Genomic DNA, 15,216 nt, shown 5'->3' on the forward strand with positions numbered 1-15,216 from the left:
CCTTTATTTTTTAATTTTACAATTCTCCTCTTTCCCTGCCTTCACCCAACTGGGTGAAAGGTGTAAAAACATGCAAAATTTATGCTAAAAATTGCCAGAATCCCCTCGGCCTATTCCTCTCGAGTTTTGGTAATGGCTTGACAGCTTATCTCGTAAAAGCCTCTAACAATAAGGCGTTTGCGTGAGTTCCCCTTTCTCCAGCTCAAGCCATTACCGAGAAAATTTTGCAACAAAATATCCCGGGCATAGCTGCCACAGGTTTAGAATCATCGTTCTAACTTTTTTATAAACTTTTCCAGGATTTACCCCGTTATAAATGCAGTTTTATCGCCCCAGTTTATCCAGTCGGAAGTCAGGCAAGCGTCGAATAATTTTACTGACTATATCTGACATTTATTGCCGGAGAAAATTTTATTTTAACCCCCGATTCGTCCCCGGCTAGCTTCCCTCGCAGTTGCCCCAGGGGCAAGCGGAGAAATCGCGTCGATCCTGGGGTTTATGTACACTCAGAGTCAACCGGAGAAGGTGCTCCCTGTTTCTGGCGCGGTGTCGGGACCGTTGCCTCCCAGAAGCGGCAAGAAACCCCGGGACGCCGTACAATATGAGTAGAGGCTCATGTTTATAAGATACGAGTAAACACTCGCGTTTGTCAAGTCACAGAGAAAAAAAATGCACGAAGATGCTCTAAACCCAGAGGTGATGAGGCGTAAGCCGCAACAAGCTCGCGCGATTAAACGGGTGAATAAAATATTGGCGGCGGCGGAGGGGTTATTTGCACAGGTGGGGTATGAAGCCGCCAGCACCAATGCGATCGCCGCCCGCGCCCAAACTTCCATCGGATCCCTCTATCGCTTTTTCCCGGATAAGGAAGCCCTGCTCAAAGCCCTAGCTGAGCGCTACATCGAGCAAATGCACGAGACCTTTTCCCAGGTGCATCACAGCCCAGAAGTGCTTGATTTGCCCTTATCAGACTATATCGACCGGATAATGAGAGAATTTGAAGCCTTTATTCGCGCTAATCCGGGATATCGTGCCGTTTTTGTCGAATCCTTAGCCGCCTCCGCTTCCGTGCAAGCGATGGATGCGGATCTGTGTTCGCAAGTGGCGGAGGAACTCGCAGAGTTCTATCGGCGAAAAGCGCCGCATCTGTCTCGGGACCAAACTGAATTAATGGCATTAGTGGTGGTGGAGGTGGCGCGCAATCTCCGCCGACTCTCCCTGACGCGAGACGCCCAATTTCAGCAACAAGTCGCCGGGGAATTAAAAAAACTGCTGCTGGCTTATTTGCAGCCTTATCTGGGAAAATAAGGGTCGATTCCGCGATCGCTCCTCTTGGTCCCCAAACCGTCACCAATTTACAATTGACAATTGGCTCACCGGAAAACTTCCGAGATTTTTTCCACAAAAGCGTCACAATTGAAGCGATCGCCCTTAAAATTTGTCATAAATGGGCTGAACCGCCATGCGCCAGGAGCACTGGCTGAGTCTGAGGCTCCATCCCTCAGATTCAAGGCGAGATTTCGCGTTGCTACCTTTCGCAACGCCATCCGCACTCCCACGCGCGCGGGTAGCCCCTCGATGTACCCACAGGAGTAAATGCAATGGATTCTCTCGCGTTTATCCATCTCGCTGAAGCTTATAACCACAAGTTGGAACTGCCACAAATGCGGGTCAAAGCCCCAAAAAGAGGGTGGCGATCGCTCATGGCCCTCATCCCCCTGGGCCTCACCGCCTCTTTCCTCGGCATGTCCTCTCCCGCATTAGCCCTCTTGCGCCAAGGCGAAAGTGGCAAAGAGGTCAACCAAATTCAATATCGCTTGCAAGAACTGGGCTATTTTCAAACCGATATCTCCGGTTACTATGGCGACATCACCAAACAAGCGGTGAAGCACTTCCAAAAGGAAAACGGACTCACCCCCGATGGCATCGTCGGACCCCAAACTCTAGCCGCCCTCAATCAAAAGTATCCCCAAACCCCCAAACCCTCCACCCAACCCACGGTCAAACTGGGTAACGATGGGGGCACCGTGGTCAGAGTGCAGCGCCAATTAAGCTCCTTGGGATACTTGAACTATAAAAAAATCGATGGGACATTTGACGCCCAAACAAAAGCTGCACTCAAGCAATTCCAAGCAGATTACGGTCTGAAAGCAGATGGTGTGGTGGGCTTGAAAACTCATACCGCACTCCGCAATTATACAGGGTTGTAATCGGGCAACTTCACCCTGACCCTGTATTGTCCCCGCCTTATCAGGGGAGGCGGGGGTTTCCTCCTGCGATCGCCCCCGTTCCCAGGCGATCGAGTTTCCTTACCACAAAGTTGTCCATTTGTCAACCCCAATCGAGAATTTTTTTACCTCGCGGCAAACCCCCGTCAGTTCCCTCCGCCACCCCCAGCAATTTGAACATTGCCTACCCCCCAACCACCAATGACCAACCACCAATGACCAATAACCAATGACCAATAACCAATAACCCTACAACACCTTAAAAATCATCACCCCTAAATAAATCAAATAAATCCCATTCAACGCCAAAACTTCCCACAAATTAAACCCGCTTTCGCGAGTTTCCCAGCGAATAAAAGCGGCATAAGCCCCCGCCAAAAGTGCCACAAAAGTTAAATTCACCGCAAACAACTCAAAATCTTGAATCGTAAGCGTCACCAATGCCAAAGGGAAAAACGCCAAGGTCATCGTTACCGTATTGTCAGCAATCACATTCGTAGTAGCGGCGGTAACTTGACCGCTGCGCGCCACACTCCAGGTAGCAAAAACTTCCGGCGCGATGCTCATGGTAGAGGTAATAAATAAGCCGCCAAGCAGTTCGGAAATCTTTAAAATCGACACAATTTGTTCCGTGGCGGTCACGGTAAAATAAGCGCCAAAAATCAGGGCTAAAATGCCCATGATAGCGATGAGAATTTCCCGAGTCGTCCACTGCACCGATTGGGATTCGCTACGCTGACGAAAGATAGCTTGACCTAAATAAACGAAATAGACAACCAGCATAATCCAACCATCGATTGGTTGCAATCCTCGCCAGGGTTTAGGCACCGTCAGCAGAGTTGCCAAGGCGATAACGGCCAAGTAAGGTAAAGCTTGCACCGTCAGCGCCTCCGGTTTCACTCGCAGCACGTTACAGGGGCGATCGCCCCGTGGCAAATCCGCATTTTCCCCCGAAGTATTCTCGGCCAAATCCGGTGCAGACGGGGAAGAATTGCCCCGAGTTCGACAGGCAATATAGGCCACCGTCACCATTGCCGGAACCGAGATAATATTCGATCCGAGCAAATTGCCCAATCCGATATCCGAGAGTCCGCGCAGGGCGCTGGTGGTGTTAATGCCCACCTCCGGACTGGCGGTTGCCAAGGCCACAAATGCCGCACCTGCCGCTTCCGTTAGTCCCCACTGCGATCGCAGTTTTTGCAGGGGTTCGGCAATTTTATCCGACCCCCAATGTGCCGCAGAAACGGCCAAAATTAAAACTAAGATCCAAAAGGTTAATTGCATAGAAAATATCGATAGCAAGAGGGTTTGGCGGTGCGACAATTCACCCAAAGCGGTACGAGGAAAACCGGGTTAGGATGGCGATCGCAACTCCTCGAACCATACCAGAACCGGGCGCGATTCAACCCAATTTCTTCCAGAGACGTTGTAGAGATGCCATTGTATTGGACAATAACGGTTGTGGTTCCCAACCCTGTGATAACTCACTCAAACATCCATGACCTTCATTCTAACCAACGACGACGGAATCGATGCCCCAGGCATTCTGGCCCTGAAAAACGCCCTCAACGGTCATCGAAGCATTACCGTTGCGCCACAACAGGGATTATCCGGATGCGGGCATAAAGTGATTACCGATCGCCCCATCCATGTCGATCGCCGGTCCGACAGCGCCTATGCCATTGGGGGCACCCCAGCAGATTGTACGCGCATCGCCTTAGCGAATCTCTCTCCCGATGCCAGTTGGATCGTATCCGGGATTAATTATGGCGGCAATATGGGGGTGGATGTCTATATCTCCGGTACCGTGGCGGCGGTTCGCGAAGGGGCCATTCACGGCGTCCCCGGAATCGCGATTTCCCAATATCGCAAAGCAGGACGCTTGGTTGATTGGGATCGCACCACGAAAATTGCCCGCAAGGTGCTGACGCAACTGCTCGATCGCCCCCCGGAAAAAGGTAGCTTCTGGAACGTCAATTTGCCCTTTGTCGAAGCGAATGACCCGGAACCGGAAGTGGTGTTTTGCCAACCTTCTACCCAACCCTTGCCGGTGAAATATCGCATCGAAGGGGAGTATTATTATTATGAAGGAGTCTATGGAATGCGCGATCGCGCCCCGGGTACCGATGTGGAGGTTTGCTTTTCCGGCAACATCGCCGTGACCCAACTGCATCTGTAAGGAGGGGCGAGGGGAAACCCTTTTCCGGTACAATATCCCTTGACCACAACAAGGGGTAAACGAGATGCGAATTTTAATGATGGGCGGCACCCGATTTATCGGGGTTTATCTAACTAAAATTCTCGTGGAACAAGGGCACGAAGTTGTGCTGTTTAATCGCGGCAACAAACCCGCACCGGTGGCAGACCTACAGCAGATTCACGGCGATCGCAAAGATGCCCAGGTACTTACAGATAAGCTTTCTAATGAAAGTTTTGACGCCATTTTTGACAACAACGGTCGAGAATTGAGCGACACACAACCCCTGGCGGATTTATTTAAAGGCAAAGTCAAGCATTTTATATACATGAGTTCGGCAGGGGTTTATCTCAAATCCGATCGCTTGCCCCATCGCGAAGGTGACGAAATTGACCCGAAAAGTCGTCATAAAGGGAAAAACCACACGGAAAACTATCTCGCCGACGCCGGATTGCCATTTACGGCAATTCGTCCTACCTATATTTACGGACCGCAAAATTACAATCCCCTAGAAGCGTGGTTTTTTGACCGCATCACGCGCGATCGCCCCATTCCCATTCCCGGAAACGGACTGCACATTACGCAATTGGGTCATTGTTACGATTTAGCCAATGCAATGGCGGCGGTTCTCGGGAATGAAAAGGCCATCGCAGAGATTTATAATGTATCCGGCGATCGCTATGTCACCTTCGACGGATTAGCGCGCGCCTGCGCCGCAGCGGCGGGCAAATCCCCCGATGCAGTGAAATTGGTGCATTATGACCCCAAACAATTCGATTTCGGCAAGCGCAAGGCATTTCCCCTCCGGGTGCAGCATTTCTTCGCCGACGTGCAAAAAGCCAAAAGCGAGCTGAATTGGATGCCGCAATTTGACTTGATTTCCGGGTTGAAAGATTCTTTTCAAAACGATTATCTCGCCACCGGTGCGGATAAAGCTGAGGTAGATTTTTCCCTCGATGATGAAATCTTAAAGGCAATGGGTTAAACCGAAGCGCGCGGAATGCACCACGGGCAGATTGAGTGCGTTTCCTTAACTCAGACGCCCATTTTATCGGCGATTCTTCGGATATCTACAACAGTCAGGACACGGCATTGCCGTGTCCCTAAGTTACTCGGTATTATTGATGTTTGAACGCCTATATTATATCCGGCAAAAGAAGATTGTTAATAAAAAATAGCCCGTGTAGGAGTCGCTTTGTGCGGACAAAAGCCCTACCCTGACCTAGGGGCTTTTTCTTGCTAAAAAAACAGAGGTGCGTTGAAGACACCTCCATTGATTCAGGTTCTTATTATTATTGCCTAACTGTCTTAAGGCAAGTTTATGGCACTATTGTTGAATTAATGCTTCAACTTCTTGCTGGAGTTCTGGGCTGTTTTTGATAGCCGCGAGAATTTCCTGAAACCGATTGGCATCTAAACCGCTTTCCGCCACAGCTTCTTGTTGTCTGACCTGGGTTTCTTGGCGAATTGCTTGCGCTTGCGCCACGACTTGCTGAAAACTCTCCATTTCCGATTGAGAAATTTCGGATCCCGGTTGAGCTTGCGGATTGGTTTGCGCTTCGTAAATTTCCACAAAGCGCTCGCGAGTAAAACCTTCGCTTTGAATGACTTGTACGATTTGCGCTTGAAATTGCTGTTCGAGTGTGACTAGCTTTTTATAAACGCTGGCGAATTGTTGCAACTCCGATGAGCTGACATTATTGGCTTGAGCGAGAATTTGCTGAGAATTCTGGGGCACACTCTGTTGCGTCCCAGCGTGAGCAGCAGGTAAATTACCTACAAGCAACAGTGCCAGGATGGAACTGGCGGTGATAAGTTGCTTGAGCATTTAAAATTCCTCCATAATGACATAATGCTTTGCCGGAAAATCAACGGCTAAGCAAAGCGAGAACCCGTTGGTGGGTTAAGTGGATTGGTGCGATTCTCGTGCGAGGGCGCGCAACGAGAAACACGGGCCGAGAACGCGGTTTTCCCTGCACGGCGATCGCCTCTGCTGCTGTAGTGCAAGCCTTTCTCAATTGCCTCCCAGGCATTAAGTGCTTTATTTGGTGGTCGGTTGGCGTGGGGCATCACCCGAGCGAACCAATCCTGTGCAAAGCAAACCGGATGCCCAAATTACAAAAGATCTACGATCGCGCGCGCTTTTTGAACTCGGTAATCTACTCCAGCCTAATCTTTTTGTTTGGGAAATGTCAAGCCGAAAGCAAGATAACCAGGCGATCGCGCAATTTGGGAAAATCCTTCGACGCGCGCTCCGGAAAAGGGGAAATCCTCCCTTGCGCAATATCCAGGGTAACGAAGGCAGCGATCGCGCCACTCCCTCTGAAGATAGATTCTCCCCATCGTTATGCAAACAGGAACAGGGGTTATGTTTGCATAAACCATTCCCCTTAGGAGATGCAAACTGTTGTCGGGAGATATTGACCCTAGATCCCGGTTGATTTCCCAGGAAATTAGGCATTTTCTCCAGCAGGTTGCTGAGGCCAAATATAGATCCCACCGGAAATCAAAGTCAAGGCCACCGCCACCCAAAAGGCGATCGCGGCGATAAAAGGCCAGGGGTCGGAAAGAGGAGCGATCGATAGGGCGATCGCGATAATCTGACTCACCGTTTTGAGCTTTCCCCAAATATTAGCACCGGAAATGCTACTGGTGCCGGTGAGTGCTGGGTTGACGCGCCACCCGGCGATCGCCAATTCCCGAAATAAAATTAAAAATACCCCCCAAGCGGGTAACTGTCCCAATTCCACCAGACACAGGAAGGGGGCAAATACCAGCAACTTATCCACCAACGGATCGAGAAACTTGCCTAACTCGGTCACTTGATCGAGCTTGCGGGCTAAATATCCATCCAACCAGTCGGTAAGCGCCGCCACCAGAAAAACCCCCAACGCACTCCATCGCAGGGTCGGGGTGGGATCTTGCAGGGCGTAAAGCAAAAAAGGAACTCCCAGCAAACGGGAAAACGTAATCCAAGTCGAGAGCGTCATAGGTTCTCAGCTAACTTCTCTCCCCAAACGGGATGTGGCAAAAATCCACCGACCGCGTGGGCTGGCAGTGGGATTATCCCAACCCTACCACATCCGCACGGATTTGACTCGGGATTGGCGACGGGGTAAATACGAACAAAACCGAGGGGTGGATTGCAGATGTTTCCCCTCGGTTCTCGAATCGATTCGGTTTAGAATTTCCCAAGCCGATCGCCTCAGTAGGCTCCTTTCTGATTGGCGATCGCGGCAAAGGTCTTGACAATTAGCAACAAATCGTAGGCGATCGACCATTTGTGTTGGTAGTCGAGATCCAGTTTGACCACCTGTTCGAAATCTTTGATGCTCGATCGACCACTGGTTTGCCACTCCCCGGTCAATCCCGGTTTCACGTTTAAGCGGGCCAAGTGACGGGGTTGATATTCTGCCACTTCTCCCGGGGTGGGGGGACGAGTTCCCACCAAACTCATTTCTCCTTTTAAAACGTTCCAGAATTGCGGGAATTCATCGAGACTGGTGCGGCGCAGAAAACGCCCCACCCGCGTGATGCGAGGGTCGTTCTCGTTTTTAAACAGATGGCCTTGCACTTCGTTGTTCACCAAATGCTGCAATTTATCCGCATTCACCACCATCGACCGGAATTTCCACATCCGAAAGTGACGTCCTTTGTAACCGCAACGGATTTGACTATATAATAGCGGCCCGGGATCGTCGATGAGCATGGCGATCGCCAGGGGAATGCCAACGATCCCCGCGATGGTCAACCCCACGAGTGCGCCTACAATGTCCATCGCGCGTTTGGCTTTACTGTTCACGGAAGGATGGACTTCCTCCCGCCAGGACTGTTGAGATTTCCTGGATTCGATAACGGATTGAGCAATAGAAATGGGAGCAGAGAGTCTAGAAATACTAATCACGGCTGGTACTCGACTTTGATATGGCAACACTTCCTGTCTTGGCCTCACTATACATAACTAACCCTGAAGTGAACACGCCTCCCGCCGTGAATTTGCCAAATCTTTGAATTCAGCCCCCGTTTTGTAAAGTTTTGATGTTGATTTGTCTGTGCCACTCCGGGATCCTTCGGAAGTCAGGGTAACAGTAGCGCGATCCCCATTTCCCCTGTGCGCCGCTCCCGGTTTGGCTTGGAGCGCGATCGCCACCTCAATGGCTTTGACGGGTGGGTTTTCTCCTATATAGGACTGATTTCTACCCCCCAGAATTACTTTTAGTCTATCCTCTTTCTCCATTGCCAGGTTCGCGGATGTTGTTTGCTTTCTTCCTATTTTATCTGCTACAATCAAAAGTTTTCAATTCTGCTGCACGAACTTGTGGGGTCAATTGATTAAGTTAAATTATCCCACCTCCGGAAATTAATCAATCATAGAGGGGTTTTCACCCCTCGGTCAGCCGTTGGCGGGTGCGAGGAAAAGGGCGGCGATCGCCGGAAAGTTTTTTGGGCGGGGAAGCCCTCTCGAAACCAAACTCATCGCTTACCACAGTGAGGCTGGCTTCCTCCGGATCCGTTCTCTCCGTCCACTTGTATCTTTTACTACAGTTAAGCCGGAATTAACCCAAAGATAACTGATAGACGGCATGAATTTTAACCGTTTCTTTATCAAATATCGGAACAATGCTGGGGTATAATCCAAATTATAGCGAAATAAATGCAACTATCAAAATTCATGAAAATGCTACCTAGAAGGAATCTTGAGGTTTTCAAAAGATGTAATTTAAAATGATAAACTCCGCCGGGGCTTTCTTGAGGGCATAACCAATCGTTAAACTAGCAAGTTGCAAGTCAAGAAAAAAACAAGCTAAGATGCATAGCTTAATAGGCAGCAAAGACGCTCGGGAGAGCGAAAAGTCGGTTAAGAAAGTGCAAGGAGTTTAAAAGGACAGTGGAACAGTGGTAAACCGAGGCGCGATCGCTTCGGATCCCAACAGAGGTGGACTATGCGGCGCAAAGACCCCCGTTTCATTGGGGAAGGACAAACTTTCGGTGTCGATCCAATCTCGAATCGACAAGGGTTCGAGGGGTTGGACTGGGGAATGGCTCTATGTAGTTGCGATGGGCAGATTACCTATCAAGTCAACTCAACCTTCGCCAAGCTTCACGGAATCGCGATCGCTCGAGCGCGCGCCCTCCCGATGCTCGCCTGGGTTTGTGCCGAGTATCGGGCGCAGTGGTTACACCAGTTGCAACAGGGGTGCGAAGTGGGGGAGGCTCATTTTGAATCCCGCCACCGTCGCGCGGACGATACGACTTTTCCCGTATGGGTGCAAGTGTTTCCCGTTGCGGATCCGGGGGGGAATCTCGCCTATGTCCTGATTGTGGTGCGAGAGATCCCTGAATGCCAGCCCACCCGTGGGGCGCTACCGGAAAGTAATGGGGCGGTACCCGTGCGGTGGGAGAGGCACCCGCAACCCATACATGGCAACTCCGGGGAAGCAACCCCGGAAAGCGAGGCACCAGTAGATCCACTGAGGGACGATCGCCCTGCCCATATTATCGCCTGCTGCGATCGCCAACTGCGTTACATTTATGTGAGTCCAGCCCTAGAAGCGGTACTCGGGATCGCCACCAAGCAGGCGATCGGGAAAACCCCCACCGAGTTGGAAATGCCTGCCGAATTCGTTCGCCAATGGGAAACAGCGGTGCGGCAGGTATTTGCCACCGGGCAACCGCAGTGGAGAGAAGTGTTGGTGCCCCTAGGAACACAAGTGAGGCGATACGAAGCGCATTTCCTGCCAGAATGGAGCAGCGATCGCACCGTGGAATACGTGCTGAGCGTCATGGGAGAGGTCGGCGATCGCCGGGGCGTGGCAGAGATCGCAGAACGTTCCCCGCACAGTGCCCCCACCCAGCAAACTGAAGCGGTTGTCAAAGAAAGCGAACAATACTTTCGTCAGTTGGCAGATACCGCACCGGTGATGATGTGGATGGCAGATACCCAGGGACGGTATTGTTTTTTTAACCAATCCTGGTTAAATTTTACCGGACGGCAGTTAGACCCGGAACTAGGTGAGGATTTGCACGGGCATATTCATCCAGAAGACAGAGAACGGTTTGCCCAGACTTTCACCTTGGCATTTCAGGTGCGATCGCAATTTCAGCTAGAATACCGCCTCCGACGTGCCGATGGGGAATATCGCTGGATTTTAGAAACCGGCGTTCCCCGCTTTAGCCACAACGGCGAATTTGCCGGATATATCGGATCGGGCATGGATATCGGCGACCTCAAACAAGCCCTGGATGCCTTACGAGAAACCCAACAGCGGTTCCAATATCTGATTGCTTCCAATCCCGCCACCATTTACACCTGCGAACCCACCGGCTGTTATTCCTGTACCTTTATTAGCGATAACGTGCGCGAAACCCTCGGCTATACACCGCAAGCGTTTTTAACCGATCCGCAATTTTGGCTCGATCGCCTGCATCCAGAAGACGCCGATCGCGCATTAGCCAACATGTCCCAGTTGTTGAACACCGGGCGATCGACCCAAGAATACCGCTTTCGCCACGCCAACGGTAGCTATGTCTGGGTGCGCGATGACTTAAAATTAGTCACCGATGAGGCGGGCAATCCCTTGGAATGTATCGGATCTTTATTGGATATTAGCGATCGCAAGCGCGGGGAAGCAGAAGTCTTCAAAGCCCTAGAAAAAGAACGAGAACTGGTCGAACTGCGAAGTCGCTTGGTGTCCATGACCTCTCACGAGTTTCGCACTCCCTTGACTACCATTCTTTCTTCCGCGCAACTAATCCAACGCTACGAATGGAATCGCGACGAACAACTCGAAATTGTCGGGCAAATTATATCCGCCGTCAAACACATGAACGAATTATTAGAAGATGTGTTGAGTTTCGGAAAAGTGGAAACCGGTCAACTGCAATTTAAACCCACCCTTCTAAATTTAAGGGAGTTTTGTCGCCGTTTCGTCTCCGAGATCCAATCCGCTACGGGGCGCGGAAAAACTATCCAATTGACAATCGATAGCGCCGCCACAGGGCGTTTGGTTTCCGCCCGCATGGATGAAAAACTGCTCCGACAAATTATCGGCAATTTGCTCTCCAATGCGATGAAATATTCTCCCGAAGGCGAGGAGGTGGAAGTGAGCTTGACAGAGCAAGATGGCTGCGCTATCTTTCAGATTAAAGACCGAGGGATTGGGATTCCCAGTGAAGACCAGCCCCACGTATTTGAATCGTTCCACCGGGGTAGAAATGTAGGAACCATTTCCGGAACGGGTTTAGGATTGGCAATTGTTAAGAAATCCTTAGAATTACACCAAGGTACCCTCAGCTTGACCAGTACAATGGGAGTGGGTACGACGTTTATCGTGAAGATTCCACTCAACAAGGAAGGCCATAGGGACAAATATGACTAAAATCTTAATAATAGAAGACGAAAAGGTTGTGGGTCTCAATATTAGGCGGATCCTACAAGCGGAAGGATTTGAGGCGATCGTGGCAGAAAATGGGGTTGTCGGCGTGAACTTAGCGGTAGAACAACCGCCAAATCTAATTATTTGCGATATCCTGATGCCCGATGTGGATGGATATGAAGTATTGCGACGGTTGCAAGCGAATTCCGCTACAGTGGGGATTCCATTTATCTTCCTGACGGCTAAAGTAGAAAGAGCGGATATGCGCCAAGGATTTGAATTGGGGGCGGATGATTATATTACCAAACCTTTTGATGCGGAGGAGTTGTTGCGGGCGATCGCGGCGCGCCTGAACAAGCACAACCGCATAACCGAACAGATGAGCGTGCTATCTGAAGAACTCCACAAAATTCAAACCGTGATGGCCGCCAAAGAGCGTTTGGTCCAAAATATCGACCAAGAATTTCGCCGGCCTTTATCCAATATTAACATGGCCCTGAAGATGTTAGAACGGGAAACCGCGAAGGAAAAGCGAAGCCAACGCTATTTACAAATCTTACAAGAAGAATTCAGTCGCGAGTTGTCCTTGCTCAATCAAATGGCGCAATTGCAGCAATTGCTCACACCAGAAAATGTCGCCTTACTCTCTCATTTCAATCTGCTGCAGGACAATCCGCAATCGAAGTCCTAGTCATTAAAAGCTGTCAATAACTCACAGTAATTCGGCATGAAATGTAAATCAAACCCACGGGTTTGAAGCCCACCAACATCAAGCGATCGCCAACGAATGGACAAATCCGGTTTTCCTTATTACTCCGGGCAATTACTAAATTGCCCGGGGTTCTTTACCCGAGTCAATTCACCGGATTGAATCCGCCGATAAAATAGGAACATTCCCAGGGGATCGATAGCCTCTTGATAGATCCGGCACTTTCAGCGCACCGTAACCGTAGTCGCCGGTAAAGAAAACTCAGGAGAGTGCGACAACTGAGAAACGCCGAACAGAAACGGCAAAGGTTCTTCTAAACTTTGATGAGTGCGAAGCGTCAAGCGAGTGAAAAAATGATGCAAGCGGTGAGATTGTAGCGGGTTGAGACGATAGCGATGTGCCTGTTGCTTATCAAATAAAGGCACTTGGGAATCCAGGGGATAAGCCGTCATATCTGGCAAGGGTAAAGAAGAAAAGGTAGCCGTCAACCCCGGAGGCAAATTACCATCGAGTAACCCTTTAATCCGATGGTGCTGCGATCGCGTATGAATCCCGCGACGTTCGAGTAACTGAAGAATTTCCGCAAAAGAGCGCCAACTCCCCCCCAGAATTTGCAACAATTCTGCCAGCAAAAAATAATCCCCATATTGCTGCTGATGCAGATCGATAACCTGCGGATTCAGGGGTAAACTTGCCAACCCATACGCCACCCGACTCACTCCAGCTTTAGGGTCCCCCGCAACCGGATCCGATATCGTCCGGGCATTGGGCAGTTTGTAGCGCAACCAGCGCCGGGTCGCCTTATCTCGCATCGTTCCCCCGGTACAAATCACCTGCTGAATCCCCACCACCGAGATTCCCGTTTCGCAGAGCAACTGATTCAATTGCTCGTTCAAATAGCCAATAAACGGCTCAAACACCCATCGGTCCAAATCCCCACGGGCGATCGCCCATCGAGCGCCCCCCAATTCCAAACTCACCTCATCCTGCTGTTGCAAACTCAACTTTACCCACTCCGCCGCCTCCAGCAGCGCCCGGCCCTCCGGCGAATCTAACAACCGTTGCTGCAAGCGCGATCGCCTCTCCACATCCGGATTCCCCGCCCGGGGTAACGGTAAATCGCACCCCAACCCCCAAAATCCCGCCTTCTCACCTCGGACTTGCCGAGTCCAAAACAACTGACAAATAATATCTTGATCCAGAGCAATCCCCGCATAGGGGAAACTGCATTGCTTGAAATCCGCATATCGCAACCCAGACAGCGACCCCGGCATCCTCACAAGCGCCACCTCGGTGGTCATCGCCCCCGCATCGATCGCCATTGCACAACCTCTCCCGTGCCTAGACCTCGCCTCACGGCCCGGATCGCGACCCGAGTGGGGATGCACCCGAGCTGACAACGCACTGGGAATCGTAGCGACTTCGCCAGGGATCCCCGGTTGCACCGACAACCAAGCCGCGATCGCATTATCCGCAAACACAATTTGCGACGGATCCGCCACCAACTTCGCCCCCACGATCGCTTCGCGCAGATTAAACCGATAACTGTCCGGCCAATTTTGCGGTTGCGAGACGATCGCCCCATGCAAATTGGCGATCGCCGCCCGAAACGTCTCCCGTTCCAGTCCCGCCGCACCCACTACAACCCCTCCAGACTCGGCCAACGTCAAACCTTCCCCCGCCACCGCAGAACGAGTCAGGGTAGCCAAAAGCGCCTGTAGACCTTGCAACACCGCACTCAGAGGTAAGGTTTGACCCTCAGACCACTGCACCAGCGATCGCCCCAACGGCGGGTGTTCTCCCCTTCCCGAACCCGCATCAGCTCCCCCCTCGCCACCGCCGCGATCGCCCACCCCTTTCGTGCCCGCAATCCCACCGCACAACAACGGTTTAAACCCGCGCAACCACACCCCCTGCGCCGACAGATAAACCGCCGACGACAGGGCAAAACTCCCCTCCTCATACCCTCCTGGTGCGCGATCGCTCCAGAAAATCGGATAAAGCTGACAAGTCACGCGATCGAACAACGCCGCCGACACCCGCGTGGTCCCGATATCGATTCCCAAATACCACACCCCTTGCCGGCAAGAACGCTCTAACCCCAACTCATCCTCCCCCGGGTTTGCCTTCCCGTCTCCTGGATCCCTCACCCGCTCGAATCCCAACACCGATCTCCCGGACAATTTTCCCATTAACTCTGGCATCTTCTTGCTATCTTTTGCGCTACCGATCGTTTTCCCCCGATTCCCCCTGGGAATCATACGGATCCGATCCGAACAAATCCTCCAGAGAATCCGTTCCCCCTGACATCGCGGCTTCCGGTTCGCTCAGGCTAGCAAAAAAATCATCCAGAGTCGAATTCCTCAGATCCTCATCCGCATTTTCCGCTTCCTCCAGCTTGCCTTCCTCACCGGCGAGTTCTTCCCCATCGAAGGTGGCAAAAAAATCATCCACCGTGGAAACACTCTCCGCTTCTGGCTCCTGCGCTTCCATTGGCTCTGGGCTGTTTTCCATCAATGACGCAAAAATATCATCCAACGAAGGAGGCGTCTGTGTATCCGCACCCTTCGGCGTTTGCGCTTCCACCGGCTCATCGGCGAAAGCCATATCCGCGCCATTCTCGGGCAAATCTAATTCCTCCACCGCTTTTGGCGTTTCCCCTTCCCCCAGCTCATCGGCGAAAGAGATATCCGAAAAATCCTCTGG

At 51.3% G+C, this 15,216-nt stretch carries 12 protein-coding genes; 6 read left to right on the forward strand and 6 right to left on the reverse strand.

The genetic code is table 11. The annotated features are described in order from the left end of the window. Positions 1–669 precede the first annotated feature (669 nt). Together AC0QH1_RS02315 and AC0QH1_RS02320 are read left to right on the forward strand one after the other, a co-directional pair. Positions 670–1,308 carry a TetR/AcrR family transcriptional regulator gene (locus tag AC0QH1_RS02315; RefSeq protein ID WP_324629174.1) on the forward strand — a complete coding sequence of 213 codons (639 nt, stop codon included), beginning with the start codon at positions 670–672 and terminating at the stop codon, positions 1,306–1,308. Between the two features lie 293 nt (positions 1,309–1,601). Further along, a complete protein-coding gene (locus tag AC0QH1_RS02320) occupies positions 1,602–2,210 on the forward strand; it encodes a peptidoglycan-binding domain-containing protein (protein ID WP_324629175.1) in 609 nt (202 codons plus the stop codon). 267 nt (positions 2,211–2,477) lie between these two features. On the opposite strand, the gene AC0QH1_RS02325 is transcribed toward AC0QH1_RS02320, so the two are convergent. Next, positions 2,478–3,512: a sodium:calcium antiporter gene (locus AC0QH1_RS02325; protein ID WP_324629176.1), complete on the reverse strand. Its 1,035-nt coding sequence runs from the start codon at positions 3,510–3,512 to the stop codon at positions 2,478–2,480. A 214-nt stretch (positions 3,513–3,726) separates the two neighbouring features. Here AC0QH1_RS02325 and surE point away from each other — a divergent pair, with 214 nt between their 5' ends. Both surE and AC0QH1_RS02335 read left to right on the forward strand, forming a co-directional pair. Continuing rightward, entirely contained in the window at positions 3,727–4,407 is a 681-nt protein-coding gene (gene surE, locus AC0QH1_RS02330) for a 5'/3'-nucleotidase SurE (protein ID WP_324629177.1), read from the forward strand. A 64-nt stretch (positions 4,408–4,471) separates the two neighbouring features. After that, positions 4,472–5,410 carry an NAD-dependent epimerase/dehydratase family protein gene (locus tag AC0QH1_RS02335; protein WP_324629178.1) on the forward strand — a complete coding sequence of 313 codons (939 nt, stop codon included), beginning with the start codon at positions 4,472–4,474 and terminating at the stop codon, positions 5,408–5,410. 342 nt (positions 5,411–5,752) lie between these two features. On the opposite strand, the gene AC0QH1_RS02340 is transcribed toward AC0QH1_RS02335, so the two are convergent. The 3 genes from AC0QH1_RS02340 to AC0QH1_RS02350 all read right to left on the reverse strand — a co-directional run bounded on the left by AC0QH1_RS02340 (position 5,753) and on the right by AC0QH1_RS02350 (position 8,329). Next, positions 5,753–6,253: a DUF4168 domain-containing protein gene (locus AC0QH1_RS02340; protein ID WP_324629179.1), complete on the reverse strand. Its 501-nt coding sequence runs from the start codon at positions 6,251–6,253 to the stop codon at positions 5,753–5,755. A gap of 625 nt (positions 6,254–6,878) precedes the next feature. Then, a complete protein-coding gene (gene pgsA, locus AC0QH1_RS02345) occupies positions 6,879–7,415 on the reverse strand; it encodes a CDP-diacylglycerol--glycerol-3-phosphate 3-phosphatidyltransferase (protein ID WP_324629180.1) in 537 nt (178 codons plus the stop codon). 215 nt (positions 7,416–7,630) lie between these two features. Next, positions 7,631–8,329, reverse strand: a complete 699-nt coding sequence (locus AC0QH1_RS02350) for a sugar transferase (protein ID WP_442957265.1) — start codon at positions 8,327–8,329, stop codon at positions 7,631–7,633. Between the two features lie 1,039 nt (positions 8,330–9,368). Between AC0QH1_RS02350 and AC0QH1_RS02355 the strand changes: the two genes are divergently transcribed. Both AC0QH1_RS02355 and AC0QH1_RS02360 read left to right on the forward strand, forming a co-directional pair. Continuing rightward, positions 9,369–11,804, forward strand: coding sequence for a PAS domain-containing protein (locus AC0QH1_RS02355; protein WP_324629181.1), 2,436 nt, complete (start codon positions 9,369–9,371; stop codon positions 11,802–11,804). Beyond that, a complete protein-coding gene (locus tag AC0QH1_RS02360) occupies positions 11,797–12,492 on the forward strand; it encodes a response regulator (protein ID WP_324629182.1) in 696 nt (231 codons plus the stop codon). Before AC0QH1_RS02355 ends, AC0QH1_RS02360 begins: the two co-directional genes overlap by 8 nt. A 242-nt stretch (positions 12,493–12,734) precedes the next feature. On the opposite strand, the gene AC0QH1_RS02365 is transcribed toward AC0QH1_RS02360, so the two are convergent. Together AC0QH1_RS02365 and AC0QH1_RS02370 are read right to left on the reverse strand one after the other, a co-directional pair. Then, the gene (locus AC0QH1_RS02365) at positions 12,735–14,714 is read right to left on the reverse strand and encodes a hypothetical protein (protein ID WP_324629183.1); all 1,980 of its coding nucleotides are present in this window, start codon (positions 14,712–14,714) and stop codon (positions 12,735–12,737) included. 19 nt (positions 14,715–14,733) lie between these two features. Next, positions 14,734–15,216, reverse strand: a 483-nt coding sequence (locus AC0QH1_RS02370) for a hypothetical protein (protein ID WP_324629184.1), incomplete at its 5' end; no start/stop codon positions are given.

It is taken from the genome of Phormidium sp. CCY1219, from assembly GCF_055795085.1.